The sequence below is a fragment of the Rhodococcus sp. C-2 genome (assembly GCF_027854095.1).
Classification (GTDB): Bacteria; Actinomycetota; Actinomycetes; order Mycobacteriales; family Mycobacteriaceae; genus Rhodococcus_F; species Rhodococcus_F qingshengii.
The window spans coordinates 1-15,885 of sequence record NZ_JAQGFI010000001.1 but is presented as its reverse complement, the minus strand read 5'-3'; the positions used below and the strand labels follow the sequence as shown (position 1 = coordinate 15,885).

15 protein-coding genes and 1 rRNA gene are annotated in these 15,885 nt (G+C 63.7%); all 16 read right to left on the bottom strand.

Annotated elements, in window-relative coordinates:
* Nucleotides 1-11: 11 nt before the first annotated feature.
* Nucleotides 12-1,409 (bottom strand): pseudouridine synthase, encoded by a 1,398-nt coding sequence (locus tag PCS43_RS00075; RefSeq protein WP_209908736.1) that lies wholly within the window; start codon nucleotides 1,407-1,409, stop codon nucleotides 12-14.
* Between the two features lie 77 nt (nucleotides 1,410-1,486).
* Nucleotides 1,487-2,170: an SMC-Scp complex subunit ScpB gene (gene scpB, locus PCS43_RS00070; protein WP_037127047.1), complete on the bottom strand. Its 684-nt coding sequence runs from the start codon at nucleotides 2,168-2,170 to the stop codon at nucleotides 1,487-1,489.
* Nucleotides 2,171-2,211: 41 nt separating this feature from the next.
* Nucleotides 2,212-3,033: a segregation and condensation protein A gene (locus PCS43_RS00065; protein WP_046379919.1), complete on the bottom strand. Its 822-nt coding sequence runs from the start codon at nucleotides 3,031-3,033 to the stop codon at nucleotides 2,212-2,214.
* A 50-nt stretch (nucleotides 3,034-3,083) separates the two neighbouring features.
* Nucleotides 3,084-4,097, bottom strand: a complete 1,014-nt coding sequence (locus PCS43_RS00060; protein WP_270922984.1) for a ParA family protein — start codon at nucleotides 4,095-4,097, stop codon at nucleotides 3,084-3,086.
* 143 nt (nucleotides 4,098-4,240) lie between these two features.
* A complete protein-coding gene (gene xerD, locus PCS43_RS00055; protein ID WP_007731892.1) occupies nucleotides 4,241-5,164 on the bottom strand; it encodes a site-specific tyrosine recombinase XerD in 924 nt (307 codons plus the stop codon).
* Between the two features lies 1 nt (nucleotide 5,165).
* On the bottom strand, nucleotides 5,166-5,798 hold the full coding sequence (locus tag PCS43_RS00050; protein ID WP_019748589.1) for an NUDIX domain-containing protein: 633 nt from the start codon (nucleotides 5,796-5,798) through the stop codon (nucleotides 5,166-5,168).
* Between the two features lie 6 nt (nucleotides 5,799-5,804).
* Nucleotides 5,805-7,565 (bottom strand): CTP synthase, encoded by a 1,761-nt coding sequence (locus PCS43_RS00045; RefSeq protein ID WP_003946139.1) that lies wholly within the window; start codon nucleotides 7,563-7,565, stop codon nucleotides 5,805-5,807.
* 156 nt (nucleotides 7,566-7,721) lie between these two features.
* A complete protein-coding gene (locus tag PCS43_RS00040; RefSeq protein WP_042446205.1) occupies nucleotides 7,722-8,675 on the bottom strand; it encodes a copper transporter in 954 nt (317 codons plus the stop codon).
* Complete coding sequence (gene steA / locus PCS43_RS00035; protein ID WP_007731902.1) at nucleotides 8,672-9,856, bottom strand: putative cytokinetic ring protein SteA; 1,185 nt, start codon at nucleotides 9,854-9,856, stop codon at nucleotides 8,672-8,674. The genes PCS43_RS00040 and steA overlap by 4 nt, the downstream gene beginning before the upstream one ends.
* Nucleotides 9,857-9,942: 86 nt before the next feature.
* Nucleotides 9,943-11,721, bottom strand: a complete 1,779-nt coding sequence (gene recN / locus PCS43_RS00030; RefSeq protein WP_042446202.1) for a DNA repair protein RecN — start codon at nucleotides 11,719-11,721, stop codon at nucleotides 9,943-9,945.
* A 2-nt stretch (nucleotides 11,722-11,723) separates the two neighbouring features.
* Nucleotides 11,724-12,671 carry an NAD kinase gene (locus tag PCS43_RS00025; protein ID WP_003946132.1) on the bottom strand — a complete coding sequence of 316 codons (948 nt, stop codon included), beginning with the start codon at nucleotides 12,669-12,671 and terminating at the stop codon, nucleotides 11,724-11,726.
* Complete coding sequence (locus PCS43_RS00020) at nucleotides 12,668-13,507, bottom strand: TlyA family RNA methyltransferase (protein WP_003946142.1); 840 nt, start codon at nucleotides 13,505-13,507, stop codon at nucleotides 12,668-12,670. Before PCS43_RS00020 ends, PCS43_RS00025 begins: the two co-directional genes overlap by 4 nt.
* A gap of 1 nt (nucleotide 13,508) precedes the next feature.
* On the bottom strand, nucleotides 13,509-13,751 hold the full coding sequence (locus tag PCS43_RS00015; protein WP_003946140.1) for a hypothetical protein: 243 nt from the start codon (nucleotides 13,749-13,751) through the stop codon (nucleotides 13,509-13,511).
* Nucleotides 13,752-13,827: 76 nt separating this feature from the next.
* Nucleotides 13,828-14,811 carry an HAD-IIA family hydrolase gene (locus PCS43_RS00010; RefSeq protein ID WP_209908739.1) on the bottom strand — a complete coding sequence of 328 codons (984 nt, stop codon included), beginning with the start codon at nucleotides 14,809-14,811 and terminating at the stop codon, nucleotides 13,828-13,830.
* Nucleotides 14,808-15,749: a hypothetical protein gene (locus tag PCS43_RS00005; protein WP_073513327.1), complete on the bottom strand. Its 942-nt coding sequence runs from the start codon at nucleotides 15,747-15,749 to the stop codon at nucleotides 14,808-14,810. The genes PCS43_RS00010 and PCS43_RS00005 overlap by 4 nt, the downstream gene beginning before the upstream one ends.
* A 61-nt stretch (nucleotides 15,750-15,810) precedes the next feature.
* Nucleotides 15,811-15,885: ribosomal RNA gene (gene rrf, locus PCS43_RS33400) — 5S ribosomal RNA — on the bottom strand; the annotation flags it as partial.

Here is a 15,885-nt window from a genome sequence, read left to right as displayed (position 1 = left end):
GGACGAATCGGTCACAGGCCGACCGCCTCGTACAGTCCACCGACCTCGCTACGTCCGAGGACGCGCTGCGTTCCCGGACGCTGATCGCCGAGGGCGACAACTCCGACGTTGGTGCGAACCAGACGGACAACGGGGTGACCGACGGCATCGAGGAGGCGACGCACGATGTGCTTACGACCCTCGTGCAGAACCAGCTTGACGAGCGTCTTGCCCTCGTTGATCTCGAGCACGGTGAACGCGTCCACCTTGGCCGGACCGTCGTCGAGGGTGACACCGTCGCGCAACTGCTTGCCGGTGCTGCGCTCGACAACGCCGTGAACCGTGGCGAGGTACGTCTTCGGAACCTCGAACGACGGGTGCATCAGGCGGTGAGCCAGATCGCCGTCGTTGGTGAAGAGGAGCAAGCCTTCGGTGTCGGCGTCGAGGCGGCCGACGTGGAAGAGTCGCTGACCCGACTGAACGCGCTCGGAGACGATGTCGCCGACGCACGGACGACCGAGATCGTCGGACATGGTGCACTGCCAGCCACGCGGCTTGTTCATCGCGAGGTAGACGAGGTCCTTCTGCACGACGACGCGGACGCCGTCGACACGAACCACTGCGTTCTCGGGGTCGACACGCAGACCCTGTTCGACCACGATGCGGCCGTCGACCTCGACGCGACCCTGGTCGATCAGCTCTTCAGCTGCACGGCGTGATGCGACGCCGGCCTGAGCCAGCACCTTCTGCAAGCGGACGCCGTCGCCCTTCGGCGGGCCGTCGTGCTTGGTGATCTCGGCATGCTGGTGACGCGCCGGCTTGGCGTTGGAGACCAACGGGTTCTGAGAGACGACACGCTGCGGCTTCTCGGTCTTCGGCTTGCCACGCTTGTTGGTCGCCGGCGGTGTGGGAGCTGCCGGGCGCTTGCGCGGAGGTCCGTCGAACTTGGATCCACGAGGTGCGTTCGACCATGCGCCGCCACGAGGAGCGTCGGGGCGTGCGCCGCGCTGATCGTCACTACGACGGTCAGCGCCGCCACGCGGTGCGCGACGGGCGTCGACGTGGGGGGTACGGCGGTCATCGCTGCGGGGTCCGCGGCGATCGTCCGTGCGCGGGCCGCGCCGATCGTCGTTGTAGCCACTACGACGGTCGTCCGTACGTGCGGGGCGACGGTCGTCGCTGCGCGGCGGGCGACGGTCATCATTGAATCCACCGCGACGGTCGTCCGTGCGGGGACGGTCGGATCCGGCGTTGCGGTCGTATCCAGAAGTACTGCGGGAAGTGTTGCTGCGTCCACCACGGGGCGCTTCGCTACGTGCGCCGCGGGGGGCGTCGCTGCGACCACCACGGGGGGCATCGCTGCGTGCGCCGCGGTTGTCGCGGGAGTTGTTACGGTCCGGTGTGCCATCTCGGCGAGCGGGATTGTTCACTTTTTTCCTGTCAGTTTTCTACTGTTTCCCGAGCGTGGTCGGGTCTTTCTCGGTGCTGACGAGCGCCGGAATTCCGGTCAGTCGTCGACTTCGGTGTCCACTACGTCAGCGGGCACGTCTGCCTTGTTCATTCTCGCAAATCGCGGATCGGATTCCAGGCTTTCGCTGATGTCGTCGATGAGATCGACATCAGGCAAGAGCGGGGCCAACTCCGGGAGCTCGCTGAGCGAGGCCAGGCCGAGCCGTTCGAGGAACAGTTCGGTCGTGGAGTACCGTGTCGCGTTGGTGTCCGGGTCAGGCCCGGCTTCCGCGATCAGTCCGCGGGCAAGGAGGGTGCGTACCACCCCGTCCACGTTGACGCCTCGTACCGCACTGATCCGCGCACGAGTCAACGGTTGACGGTATGCGACTACGGCCAAAGTTTCCAATGCCGCCCTGGTCAATTTGGTGCGTGCGCCGTCCAATAGCAGCTTTTCCACGTACGGGGCAAACTCTTGTCGCGTGTACAGACGCCATCCGTCGCCCGCGTAGCGAAGGTCCATTCCGCTGCCGCGAGCGGTCAATGCGGCTGACATCGACGTCAGGCGTTCTTCGACTCGTTCCGGCGCGGTTCCGGTGACAGATGCGAGTTGGTTCACTTCGGCCGGCGAATCCACGACAAGCAGAAGCGACTCCAGCACTGCGTCGAGTTGATCGTCGTCGAGTTCGAAATCGGGGGCGGAATCTTCGGACTCCGAGGCGTGTTCGGTAGGCTCGATCATCTCGTCTAGCTGCGAAGACTCTGGTTCCGTCGGCTCGGCGTTCATCCGTAGTCCTCCTCTGTGACCGGCGCGGCCGGGTCGTCTCCGGTCCAACTCACCATCAGCGGTCCGAGTGCTTCGGGTTGCTCGAACACAATGACCTGCCGGCGATACAACTCGAGCAACGCGAGAAATCTTGCGACTATCTCGACGGTGATCTCACACTCGGCAACGAGGTCCCCGAAGGGTGTCCACTCCCCTATGCCTCGCTCGCGCAGCAACTCGAGAATTCGCTCGGCCTGCTCGGGTATCGAGATATTGGACACATGGAGGTGATCGAGGCCCACCGTCGGCACCGGACGTGGTGTGAACACAGTCGCCGCGATCTCCGCAAAACGCTGAGGGTCGACGCCCAACAACACCTCGGGCAGGAGTTCGGTGAACTGATCCTCGACGGCAACCGAGCGCGGATAGCGCCGCAGCGCTGCTTCCTCCAACTCACCGAACAGCGCCGCAACTTGTTTGTACGCCCGGTACTGCAGCAGTCGCGCGAAGAGAAGGTCGCGGGCTTCGAGAAGCGCCAGATCCTCCGCGTCCTCGACCTGCCCGGCGGGCAACAGCCTGGCCGCTTTCAGGTCCAGAAGCGTAGCTGCGACGACCAGAAACTCTGTTGTCTGATCGAGGCCCATCGCACTGCCAAGTTCCTTGGTGTATGCGATGAAATCGTCAGTGACGGTGTGCAGGGCGACTTCGGTGACATCGAGCTGTCGTTGATTGATCAGGTTCAACAGCAGATCGAACGGGCCTTCGAAGTTCCGGAGAGTGACTCGGAAACCGGCAGCCTTGGCTGCGGTCTGAGCGTCGGTCGGCACGTTCGGGTCGATCGAATCCGGCTCGACTTCGACCGAATCTTCTTGCGATGCAATCAGTTCCACTAACGACCAGACCGGTGAATGACCTCGCGGGCCAATGCTCGATATGCCTCGGCCCCAGCCGATTTCGGCGCCCACGTCGTGATCGGCTCACCGGCGACGCTGGTTTCGGGGAATCGGACGGTGCGGTTGATCACCGTGTCGTAGACGACGTCGCCGAACACCTCGACGACTCGCGCCATCACCTCACGAGCGTGCAGAGTCCGGGCGTCGAACATCGTGACGACGATACCGGCCAACTTGAGCTTGGGATTGAGACGATCGTGCACCTTTTCGACGGTGTCGTTGAGGAGTGCCAGGCCGCGCAGGCTGAAGTACTCGCATTCCATCGGAATGATGACCGAATCGGCGCAGGCCAGCGCATTCACCGTGAGCAGGCCAAGCGACGGCTGGCAGTCGATGAGCACGTAGTCGTACCGATCGAGAACAGGGTGCAACACGCGTCCCAAGGTCTGCTCACGCCCGACCTCGGTGACCAATTGGATCTCGGCGGCCGAAAGGTCGATGTTGCTGGGCAGCAGGTCGAGGCCGTCGACCCGAGTGCGCATCAACACATCGTCGATGGACACACGCGGTTCGACCAGAAGGTTATGGACGGTCAGTTCCAGGTCGTGATGCTGGACGCCCAGTCCAGCAGACAACGCGCCTTGGGGATCGAGATCCACCAGGAGCACTCGGCGACCGTATTCGGCCAACGACGCACCCAGGTTGATGGTCGACGTCGTCTTGCCGACGCCGCCCTTCTGGTTGCACATCGCGATGATCATCGCGGGTCCGTGGTGCGCCAACGGTGTCGGTTGCGGCACCTCGCGGACCGGTCGGCCTGTCGGGCCGAGTTCTTCCGCGGAAACGGTCAGGGTTTCCGCAGGTGGAGAGGCTACTGGCGTCGTATCTATTTCGAACATCGCCTCTGGTTCGGAGGGTACAGCTGGTGCTGACTCGTTCACGCGCTCGAAGAGTTGGGCATTGACATGCGGCGGCGCGGACTCCGCCGCTGGTGGCTGCGATGTCGACACGGTCCGATGCTCCCCTACTCTTTCGGCGGTTGCTCTCGGCGCCGGCAAACCCCCGAAACTGCGGTGGAGGCCGCTCGCGCTCCTTGAACGCTACCGCTTACATCACCGAATGGTCTCGCAGACACGCATGAGCCAACCAACCCCTAACGGGCACGCGGGTGTGCCTGAGCCCACACTTCGCGCAGCGCGGTGACGGTGACCAGCGTGTAGATCTGCGTCGTGGTTACCGAAGCGTGACCGAGAAGTTCCTGCACGACGCGTACGTCCGCGCCGCCGTCGAGCAGGTGTGTGGCAAACGAGTGCCTGAGCGTGTGGGGTGAGACGTCCGCCTTGATCCCGGCCGACGCCGCCGCATCCTGAAGTATCTGCCACGCGCTTTGACGCGAGAGGCGTCCACCGCGCGCGTTGAGAAAGAGGGCAGGAACACCGCGCGTCGCCAGGCTGGGGCGCCCGCGGACGAGATACGCGTCGACGGCGGCGATCGCCGGCCTGCCGACGGGGACGATCCGCTGCTTGCCGCCCTTGCCCTTGAGCAGCACGGAACGAGTTTCGGTATCGATGTCGTCGACGTCCAGATCGATCGCCTCGGTGATTCGCGCTCCGGTCGAGTACAGGAGCTCGAGCAGAGCGCGATCCCGCAGGTCGCGGGGCCCGTCACCGGCCGCACCGCCACCCGAAGCGTCGAGCAGGGCGATCACGTCGTCGAGAGGCAGGGCCTTGGGCAGCTTGCGTCCGGGCGTCGGCGGCTTGACCGTTCGGGCCACGTCGACGCTGACCAGACCTTCGGCGGCGGAAAACTTGTGGAATCCGCGAACCGCGATCAGGGTGCGTGCTGCCGAACTGGCCGCCAATGGTACGACGCCGGAATCTTTGTCACCCAGGCGCAGATGTGTCACGAATTCGGTGACGTCGTTCTCCGTCACGCCCGCGACGTCGTCGATGCCGCGTCCGTGCAGGTACTCCGCGTACCGATTCAGGTCGCGGCGATAGGAAAGTAGAGTATTGCGCGCAGATCCTCGCTCGACCGCTAGATGGTCGAGATACGAGTCCACCTGTCGGGCAAGCACTTCAGGCTCGCGACTTGCGTTCTCCGAATGCGCGAGGACGATCGGGCCACGGTGCGTCGGCGGGGCGTAGCGGCTTTCCCGTCGCGCGTGCGGTGGCGATCGCGAGAATGCCTGATACCGCTGTGGCATTGACGATGTCGCCGCGTAGCGCCATGTCGACGGCGTCGGCGAGCGGAACCCGCGAAATCTCGAGATCGGCTTCTTCGTGTTCGGGATCGTCGCGCTCCACCTCGTGCAACCCCTCGGCGAGGAAGACGCGAACCGCCTCGTCCGTGAACCCGGGTGAGAGAGCGACATCGACCAGCACCGACCATCGATCGGCGCCGAGTCCGGTTTCTTCGCCCAGCTCGCGCGCTGCAGCCTCGACCGGGCTCTCCCCCGCAGCGTCGAGCAGACCGGCAGGAATTTCCCACAACCGGTGCCCGAGCGGGTGACGGTACTGGTGAATCAGGACCAGGTTGTCGTGCTCGTCCAGTGCCACGACGGCAACGGCGCCGTGATGCTCGACGACTTCCCGATCGGCACGCTGACCACCAGGCATCGCAACGGTGTCGACGCGCAACGCGATGATCGCGCCGGTGTAGACCGTCTTGGAGCCGAGGGTGTCGAATTCGTGCCGACCGGGATCGCTCATGTGTGGCTAGACCTTTTCCACGTTCTCGACTGCAGCGTCGAGCGCTGTCTCGGTGGCAGCGGTGTCGATCTTCTCGTCACCGTGGACGTCGACGGGCAGGCGCTCTTCGAGCTTGTACGTCAACGCTGCTTCGACGAAGGCGGCGAACAGCGGGTGCGGGCGTGTCGGGCGACTCTTGAGCTCCGGGTGTGCCTGGGTGGCAACGAAGAACGGATGCTGCTCACGCGGGTACTCGACGAACTCGACCAGGTGGCCGTCCGGTGAAGTTCCGCTGAACTGCAAGCCGGACTTGGCAATCCGGTCGCGGTAGGTGTTGTTGACCTCGTAACGGTGACGGTGACGCTCGGAAACGTCCTCGGTTCCGTAGGCCTGAGCGACGACGGAACCCTTGGTCAGCACGGCCGGGTAAGCACCCAGACGCATGGTGCCACCGAGGTCGGCGTCACCGGCGATGACGTCTTCCTGATCAGCCATCGTCGAGATGACCGGATGCTTGGTGTCCGGCTCGAACTCGGCCGAGTTGGCATCGTCGAGGCCGACGCTACGAGCAGCTTCGATGACGACGCACTGCAGACCCAGGCACAGACCCAGCAGCGGCAGCTTGCGCGAACGTGCGAAACGGATCGCGCCGAGCTTGCCTTCGATGCCGCGGATGCCGAAGCCGCCGGGGATCAGAACACCGTCGACGTCACCGAGAGCGGCCTGCGCTCCGGCTTCGGTCTCACAGGCATCCGACGGGACCCAGGAGATCTCGACCTTGGACCGGTTCGCGAATCCACCGGCGCGCAGTGCCTCGGTGACGGATAGGTATGCGTCGGGCAGGTCGACGTACTTGCCGACCAACGCGACCCGCACGGTCTCACGCGGCTGGTGAACACGATCGAGGAGGTTGCCCCACACGGTCCAGTCGACGTCGCGGAACGGGAGACCGAGCTGGCGAACGACGTAAGCGTCGAGGCCCTCACGGTGCAGAACCTTCGGGATGTCGTAGATCGAGGGAGCGTCGGGCGTCGAGATGCAGGCGTCGACGTCCACGTCGCACATCAGGGCGATCTTGTTCTTGAGGCCCTGCGGAACGTCACGATCGCAACGAAGGATCAGCGCGTCGGGCTGAATGCCGATGCTGCGCAACGACGCAACCGAGTGCTGCGTGGGCTTGGTCTTGAGTTCTCCGGAGGGGCCGAGGTACGGCACGAGGGAGACGTGCAGGAAGAAGACGTTGTCGCGGCCGACGTCGTGGCGGACCTGGCGAGCGGCTTCGAGGAAGGGCTGCGATTCGATGTCGCCGACGGTGCCACCGATTTCGGTGATCACGACGTCCGGGCGGTGTCCCTGCAGATCCGGACCGCTCATCTCGAGGATGCGACGCTTGATCTCGTCGGTGATGTGCGGGATGACCTGAACGGTGTCGCCGAGGTACTCGCCGCGGCGTTCCTTGGCGATGACCGTCGAGTAAACCTGGCCGGTGGTGACGTTCGCCTGACCGGATAGGTCACGGTCGAGGAACCGCTCGTAGTGCCCGACATCGAGGTCGGTCTCGGCACCGTCTTCGGTGACGAAGACCTCGCCGTGCTGGAAGGGGTTCATGGTGCCCGGATCCACATTGAGATAGGGATCGAGCTTCTGCATGGTCACGCGCATTCCCCGCGCGGTCAACAACTGTCCCAGGCTCGAGGCGGTCAAACCTTTGCCGAGCGAGGAAGCTACACCTCCGCTGACGAAGATGTGCTTGGTGGCGGTACGCGTGTTAGTGCGTGACTGTGGCAAAGGGGCTCCCGTGACGACTGTGCAGGGCTTGGTCTGATGAAGCATGCTGGGGCCTGCCGACCCACGGGATTTCACGGTAACACCTATCGGGGGTCGGTGCCTACAACGCGCCGACTTTCCGCCCCCGATGTGACCGGCGTATCAATACCGGGGTGTTCAGTTGGTGGGTGCGCCGACGGTGACCGCCGCCGCTCCCGGTCCCGTGCCGTAGCGGCCGGCGCCGCCGTTCAACTGTTCCTGCAGCGCCAACGGCGTGGTGATCTTGCCCGACTCCCGATCGATGTTGTCGATGGTCGTCAAGCCCGCTGAGAGCGCCGTGTCCGCACGAGCGACGGCAACCGGACCACTGCCCTCGGCCGAGCCAGGCCGGCCCGCGAGAATCGTTCCTGCGCCGCGTCCGTCGAGAGCACCTGCAAACCGGGCAATGACGGCGCCGCGGTTACCCGTGGCTGCGTCGGATTCACTCTTGTTGTCGCCGGTGAGAACCACCGCGAGCTGAGCCGGCTTGACCGCTCCGTCGTCGTAGCTGATGAAACCGGCGCTACGCAGCGAGTCGAGCGCGAGATTCATCTCGTCCGGAGTGCTCTGCGGCTCGCTGTTCTGCCCGTTGAGAAGCAGAACCGAACCCAGCAGATCACCCGCGAGACTGCCCTGATCGACCGCACCGGTCTTGAGGGTGATGCCCGCAGGGATGACATTGGTGACGACGGTCCGCAAGCGGTCACCGCCCGTGGCGTCGACAAACGAATCGGTGAGCGAGACGCGTCCGGTCACGGCGCCACCGGCGGCAGTAACGAGTCGGTTGACACCGTCGAGATCACCGGGATCGGCGTCCGGTGCCGTGATCACGACGACGGTGCGACCAGCGAGACTGTCGCGCACGACGCGACCGCCGACAGCAGCATCGAAGCCGTCCGCGGAATTGAGTTGCTGCTGAAGCTGATTGGACTGTTGATTGAGGTCTTCGATCTCGTTCTGCAGGTCCGCCTTGTCGTCGCGCAGACCCGAAAGCAATCCACTGGACAGCATTCCGGAACCGAGCACCACGCCGATCGCGAGTGCCAGGAAGATTGCCGCTATGGAAATTGCATGTTGACGCATCGAAATCACTTGAAGAGCCCCTGAACCCACAGCGCGAAGCTGTTCCACGTTGCGATTGCCCAGTCGAGAACTTCACTACCGGCATTGGACACGACCAGGGCGACGATCACTGCCACCAGGGCGGCGAGCACCAGGAGCGCGATCGCGCCGCCGGACACTCGACTTCGATACAGCGTTGCAACAGCCTTGGCGTCGACCAGTTTCGGTCCCACCTTGAGCCGTGTCATGAACGCCGACGGATTGCTTTCACGACGCCCACGGTCGAAGAACTCGTCCAAGGACACCACGTTGCCGACCGTCACGATCAGTGAAGCTCCGTGGTGATCGGCGAGCAGCAACGCAAGGTCGGTCGGTGAGCAGGTCGCCGGGAACGTCATCGCCCCGATACCGAGATCCTGGATTCGGGAAAGCCCCGCCGCATGACCGTCCTGGTCTGCGGGCAGTACAACTTCCGCGCCGGACTTGAGGGTGGAACTGGTGATCTCTTCCGGGTCGCCCACGATCAGATCGGGGCGGTATCCGGCCTTGCTCAACACGTCCGCACCTGCGCCGACACCGATCAGGATCGGCGAATACTCCTTGATGAAGGGCTTGAGGTTCTTCAGATCTGCCTCGTGTTCGGGTCCGTCGGAGACGACCACGACGTGGCGATCCTTCAAGTCGATGTCGATGTCCGGAACACCGATTCCGTCGATCAGCAAAGGACTTTCGGTGCGGATGAACTCGATGGTGTTACCCGAGAACGCTTCCAGGTGATCGACCAGGCCGGTCTTGGCCTCGATCATCCGATCGGAGATCTCGGCCTCGGTCTGCTCTTCGCCCTTGACGAGGCTCTTCTCGCCGTTGAAGATCTCGCCCTCGTGCAGGCGGATCTTGCTGCCGTCCTTGACGTTCTTGAAGACGTCACCGTCTACGGCATCGATCAGAACGATGTCGTTGGCGACGATCACTTCCGGTCCGAGGTTGGGGTACCGCCCCGAAATCGACGGCGACGCGTTGACCACGGCCATGACTCCGGCTTTCACCAGAGCATCGGCGGTCCGGCGATCGATGTCGACTTCGTCGAGGATCACGATGTCTCCAGGACCGACGCGGCGTAGAAGCTTCGCCGTGTTCCGATCGGCCCTGGCGATGCCACTGATCCCAGGCAAGGATTCGGTGTTACGTGAGAGCAATCCGGGCATCTTCATGGCTTCGATGATGAACCTGAAACCGCGTTGACCGGTGGAGGCGCGCCGACAACTACCACATCAGTCACACCAACACCACAGAACCTTCAATCTGTGACGCGGGCCGCATTCGCGATCTCGAGCAGTTCTTCGGCGTGCGCACGACCGGTCTCGGTGTCGTCCAGCCCTGCCAACATACGGGCCAATTCGACCACCCGATCCGAATCCGACAAGGTCCGCACGCCACTGCTCACCACTCCGCCTTTGTCGTCGACCTTGTCCACCACGAGGTGGGTGTCGGCAAACGCAGCAACCTGCGGAAGGTGGGTGACGACGATAACCTGATGCGTACGAGCAAGTTTCGCCAATCGGCGGCCGATCTCGACAGCAGCGCGACCACCGACCCCCGCGTCCACTTCGTCGAAAACCATCGTCGCGCCGGTGTCGCTACCAGCGAGAACAACCTCGAGCGCCAGCATGACGCGTGACAGCTCGCCACCGGAAGCGCTCTTGCTGATCGGAAGTGACGGTGCCCCGCTGTGCGCAGACAGACGGAATTCCACCTCGTCGACGCCGGCAGACCCGGCATGAAGGTCTACTCCCCCGACACTGAGCGGCGCCGAGTCCTGCGGGCCCGCAGGCTGAGAACGGACGGTCACCTCGAGGCCCGCACGTCCCATCGCCAGACCGGCGAGTTCCGCGCTGACGGCTTTGGCGAGCTTTGCCGCTGCCTTGACTCTGGCGGCGCTCAGCTTTGTGGCGGCTTCCGCGGTGAGGCCAGCCGTCTCCTCGACCTGCTTGGCCAACAGCGACAACGCATCCGACGACACGTCGAGTTTGGACAGACGAGCGCGAGCGGTATCTGCCCATTCGAGAACACCGTCGACATCGGCGGCGTACTTGCGAGTCAGAGTCTTCAGTTCCGATTGCCGCGACAGCAGCGAGTCCAGAGCACCCGGGTCTGCGGGCAGCCCGGACAGATAGGTGTTCAGGTCACCGGCAACATCGGTGACGACGGCAATAGCGTCGGCCAACCGGGAACCGAGGCCGTCCAGATCTGCGTCGGTGACCGACTCGATACGCGCCCGCGCTTCGGACATCAGGTCTAGCGCCGGCATGACCCCGACGTCGCCGTTGGCCATGTCGTCACTACCGGCGAGCGCAGCGTGCGCCTCTTCCGCAGCCGAGCGGAGCGAATCGAGTTCACTGAGTCGACGAACTTCGGCAACGATTGCCGTGTCCTCGCCTGGCTCGGGTGCCACGCCGTCGATTTCGTTGAGCGCGAAGGTCAACTGATCTGCTTCTTGCGCCAGTTCACGAGCCTTCGACGTGCGTTCGATCAACTCCGAACGAGCATCTAGCCATTCACGACGGTGTTTGCGGTACCTCGTCAGCAGCGTTCCGATTGCCTTGTCCCCGAAGCGGTCCAGCGCATTGCGTTGCTGGTCGGGACGAAGCAATCGCAGCTGATCGTTCTGTCCGTGGACAGTCAGAAGTGGATCCGTGAATTCGGAGAGAACTCCCGCCGGCACGCTTCGTCCGCCGAGATGAGCCCGTGAGCGGCCGTCGCTGCCGACTGTCCGGACGGCGATGATGGTCCCGTCCTCGTCGCGCTCGGCGCCGGACGATTCCAGGATTCGGACGATCTCACGCTCGGTGGCCGGTGAGACGTCGTCGGCGATGAATCGTCCTTCGACGACGGCTCGCGACGCGCCCAACCGCACCCGCCCGGCATCGGCTCGCGCTCCGCTGAGGAGGTGCAAGCTGGTGACGACCATCGTTTTACCTGCGCCGGTTTCACCGGTCAGGACGGTCAGGCCCTCGTGGAACTGGGCGCTGGCCTCGGAGATCACACCAAGACTGTCGATACGGATCTCTGCGAGCACGATTAAGGCTTCCTTCCTCGCCATCCGGTAACCGGAAGCTCGAACTTGCGAACCATCCGATCAGCGAAGGGCGCAGAGTCCAACCGGACCCACTTGACGGGAGTGGCGCCGCGAACGATCTCGACGCGAGCGCCGGCAGGCAGTTCCAACGTACGACGACCGTCGCAGAAGACCAGGCCGTCGTGGCTACCGGCGACGGTCTCCACCGCGATGATCGAATTCGGGCTGGTGACCAACGGCCGCGCGAACAGCGCATGCGCGTTGCTGGGTACGACGAGCAATGCTTCGAGTTCGGGCCACACGACAGGGCCGCCTGCGGAAAATGCGTAAGCGGTCGAGCCTGTAGGAGTGGACACGAGAACACCGTCGCAACCGAAGGCAGACACCGGTCGGCCGTCGACTTCGAGGACAACTTCGAGAACTCCCAGACGCGAACGATTCTCGATACTGGCCTCGTTGAGCGCCCACCCGCGATCGATGATCTCGTCGTCCACCCGAATCACAACGTCGAGTGTCATACGGGACTCGACGCGATATTCCTTGCGAACTACCTGTGCGAGCGCCTCGTCGAGATGCTCGGCCTCGGTCTCTGCCAGAAATCCGATCCGTCCGAGGTTGATGCCCAGTACCGGAATGGACGCTTCTTGAGCGAGTTCGGCGGCGCGCAGAAATGTGCCGTCACCACCGAGAACCAGAACTAACTCGCATCCGACGGCAGCATCAGGGCCGGGATGAACAACCGTGACGTCGAGACCCGGCGCAGAGAAGCCCGCGGGTTCCGTCATTGCTTCGATGCGCGAGCTGTCTGCTTCGTCGACGAGGACTCGCAGCCCGATTCCCGCCCGTTCGAAAATCTTCCCGACTCGTTTGGCGGTTTCCGTGATGTCACGTCGACCAGGGTGTGCGACAAGAAGGATCTCGCGCGACTCGCCGTTCGTGACCGCGTTCACTGGGGCCCTTCCTCTACAGCCTTGCGAATCATGTCCTCCACCGAAGGAATTCCCTCGGTGTCCGGCTCGTGATCACCGGGCGAACCTGTCTTTCGAAGCCACAGGAAATACTCGACATTTCCCGACGGACCGGGCAATGGGCTGGCCACAACACCTAACGTCCGCAGACCTACCTTTGCAGCAGCCTCCGACACGTCGAGCACAGCCGAGATTCGCAATTCCGGATCTCGTACGACGCCACCGGCACCGACGCGGTCCTTGCCCACCTCGAACTGAGGCTTGACCATCGGAACCAGGTCCGCGCCGTCAGCAGTACAGGCGACAAACGCCCCGAGTACAAGTTTGAGAGAAATGAACGACAAGTCCGCGACAACGAGATCGACAGTTCCGCCGATGGTCTCTGCATCAATTGCACGAACATTGGTTCGGTCGATGACGTGCACCCGGTCATCGGACTGCAGGCGCCACACCAGTTGTCCGTAGCCGACGTCGACTGCGACAACTTCCTTCGCACCACGCGTCAGCAGAACATCGGTGAACCCACCGGTGGATGCGCCGGCGTCGAGGCAACGGCGACCTTCGACCGTCAATCCTTCGGCACCGAAGGCGTCGAGTGCGCCGATCAGTTTGTGAGCACCTCGCGACGCCCACGAAACTTCCTGCTCCACCTCGACGACCCGAAGTGGCGTTCCGGCTTCGATCGCCGTCGCAGGCTTGGTCGCAACGGCTCCCGAGATGAGAACTCGCCCGGCGGAAATCAGTTCTTGCGCATGATCTCGTGACCGTGCGAGTCCGCGACGGACAAGTTCGGCGTCCACCCGTGCTCTACGTGCCACGTCAAGCCCTGTCCACAGAGGCGAGTGCCTGGACGAGCACCTCGTGTGCCTGTTCCAAAATATGTGCCTTCTGCGGAATCACACCTGCTCCGTGCTGATCGTTCGGATCCTGTTCGATGCCACCGAGGCGCGCCAGCAAACCGTCGACGTCAGAACGTATGCGTTCCGGATCGACGGAAGGGCGTGGCCCGGGCAACGGAGATCCGTTACTCGTGTTTCCGGGGTGCGGTGTCGGCGTGCTCATCGGGCACAACGTTAGTGCATGACTCTCGGTTACGCATACACCCGCACCCCCGCGAGTCGAACACATTTGCGAGAGATCAGACGAGCCAGGATGCAAACAGATCCGCCACGCCGGCATCCGACGCTTCCAGGGTCCGGAACGACGGATTAGCCCATGCGACAGGCGCAACCGCGCGTAGAAGCGACATCTCGTCCCCGACAACCGGGCCGTCGACAACCAGCGCCGACCCGTTCACGGAGACAGACCACTTGGAGTCCGCACCGACCAGCGATTCGACGGCCGGCTGATTGAGCGAATCCAGAGTTGCTGCAATGTAGGTGGGGCGCTGCTCAACCGGAGCCCGCAGTACGTCACCCGGCGTGCTCACACCGGTGAGAACCAACAACGAGTCGATCGAAACAGCTTGTGCGCCTTCGATATCGGTGTCCAAACGATCACCGACCACCAGTGGACGCGAGCACCCGCTGCGAGCGAGCGAGTCCTCCATCAGCGGTGCAGCAGGCTTACCTGCCACCAACGGTTCCTGCTTGGTCGCAGCGCGTAGAGCTGCCACCATCGAGCCGTTGCCCAGCACCAAACCCCGCTCCGACGGCAGTGTTGTGTCCAGGTTTGCCGCTACCCACAGCGCACCGGCCCGGATCGCCAAGCACGCCTCGGCAAGGATCGACCAGTTGGTCTCCGTCGAATGTCCTTGAACGACAGCAACCGGAGAATCCGCGAATTCGCGCACCGGAAGCAACCCGACGCGCGTCACCTCGTCGGCCAATGCGTCGGTACCGACGACGAGCACAGCGGCACCGGGTTCGAGACGCTCCGACAGCAGACGCACTGCCGTCTGAGAACTGGTGACGACACGATCGTCTTCGGAATCGAAACCGAGTTCGGTCAGATGCGCCGACACTGCCGAAGGCGAGCGACTCGCATTGTTGGTCACGTAGTACAAGGCCTGCGTGCCCTGACCGAGAGCGGCCTGGGTGCCGGGAATCGCATGAGCTCCGGCGTACAGAGTGCCATCGAGATCGAGCAAAAGTACGTCGTACTGAGTACGAAGCACGGTCACTGATCTTCTCCGGTCAACTCGGCCACCCGTTCTTCAGCATCCGTGTCACCCTCGAGGTCAGCAGCTGCAGCGTTGAGGAACCATTTCAGTCCGTCTTCGACACGACCAGCTGCAACGAGGGCATCGGCGTAGGCGTAGAACAGCCGAGCCGCAGCTTCACCGGTACGCGCTGCGTCCAGATCCTTGGTCTGCAGTGTGACAACTGCCTGGTCGAACTGACCGAGATCCATGCGGGCGCCCGCGACGACGATCCTCAACTCAGACGCCTCGTCGCCCGAAAGCAGGGCAGCCTCGTCGCTACGGCCGAGCTCGATCGCGCGTTCGGGTCGACCCAAACCGCGTTCGCAGTCGGCCATGACAGCGATCAGACCCGGTCCGCCAGCCATTCGACGGGCAGCACGAAGCTCGGAGAGAGCTTCAGCCCATTCACCGGCGTGGTACGCGGTGATTCCGGCAGCTTCACGAACGACCGCAATTCGGCCGGCGCGCTGACGGGCAGCGCGAGCGTGGAGCAGTGCGAGTTCCGGATCTTCGTCGACGAGCTTGCCCGCCATGACGAGGTGACGCGCAACTGTGTTGGCGTTGTCCTTGTCGAGGCTGAGCAGATCCCGACGAACGGCCGGGTCCAACTCCGTGGGCTCTACGTTGTCGGGCAAATCCGGTTCGTCAGGTCGTGCTTGCTGACGGTTGCGGTCGCCGTCGCGTCCACGAGGGGTGAACCCACCCTCGCCGCCGCGACGCTGTCCGCCGTTGAATCCGCCGCCGCGGTTACTGTTTCCAGCACCGCCACGGTTGTTGTCTCCGGCACCACCGCGGCGGTCTCCGCCTGCAGCGCCGCGTGATCCACGCCCGTCGTTGTCACGACGGGGGCCACCTGATCGAGGCGCTCCTCCCCCACGGAAGGACCGACGCTCGTCGCCATTCTCCGACACAGTCATTCCTCTCATACAACGCACGAAAGGGGACCCAATATGTTGGGTCCCCTTTCGGTTAACGGGTGTTCGGCGGTGTCCTACTCTCCCACACCCTGTCGAGTGCAGTACCATCGGCGCTGAAGGGCTTAGCTTCCGGGTT

Bases quoted from the DNA above. Each gene is read 5' to 3' on its own strand.
- PCS43_RS00005 (WP_073513327.1), bottom strand. From the start codon at position 15,749: ATGACTGTGTCGGAGAATGGCGACGAGCGTCGGTCCTTCCGTGGGGGA.
- scpB (WP_037127047.1), bottom strand. From the start codon at position 2,170: ATGATCGAGCCTACCGAACACGCCTCGGAGTCCGAAGATTCCGCCCCC.
- PCS43_RS00015 (WP_003946140.1), bottom strand. From the start codon at position 13,751: ATGAGCACGCCGACACCGCACCCCGGAAACACGAGTAACGGATCTCCG.
- steA (WP_007731902.1), bottom strand. From the start codon at position 9,856: ATGAAGATGCCCGGATTGCTCTCACGTAACACCGAATCCTTGCCTGGG.
- PCS43_RS00050 (WP_019748589.1), bottom strand. From the start codon at position 5,798: ATGAGCGATCCCGGTCGGCACGAATTCGACACCCTCGGCTCCAAGACG.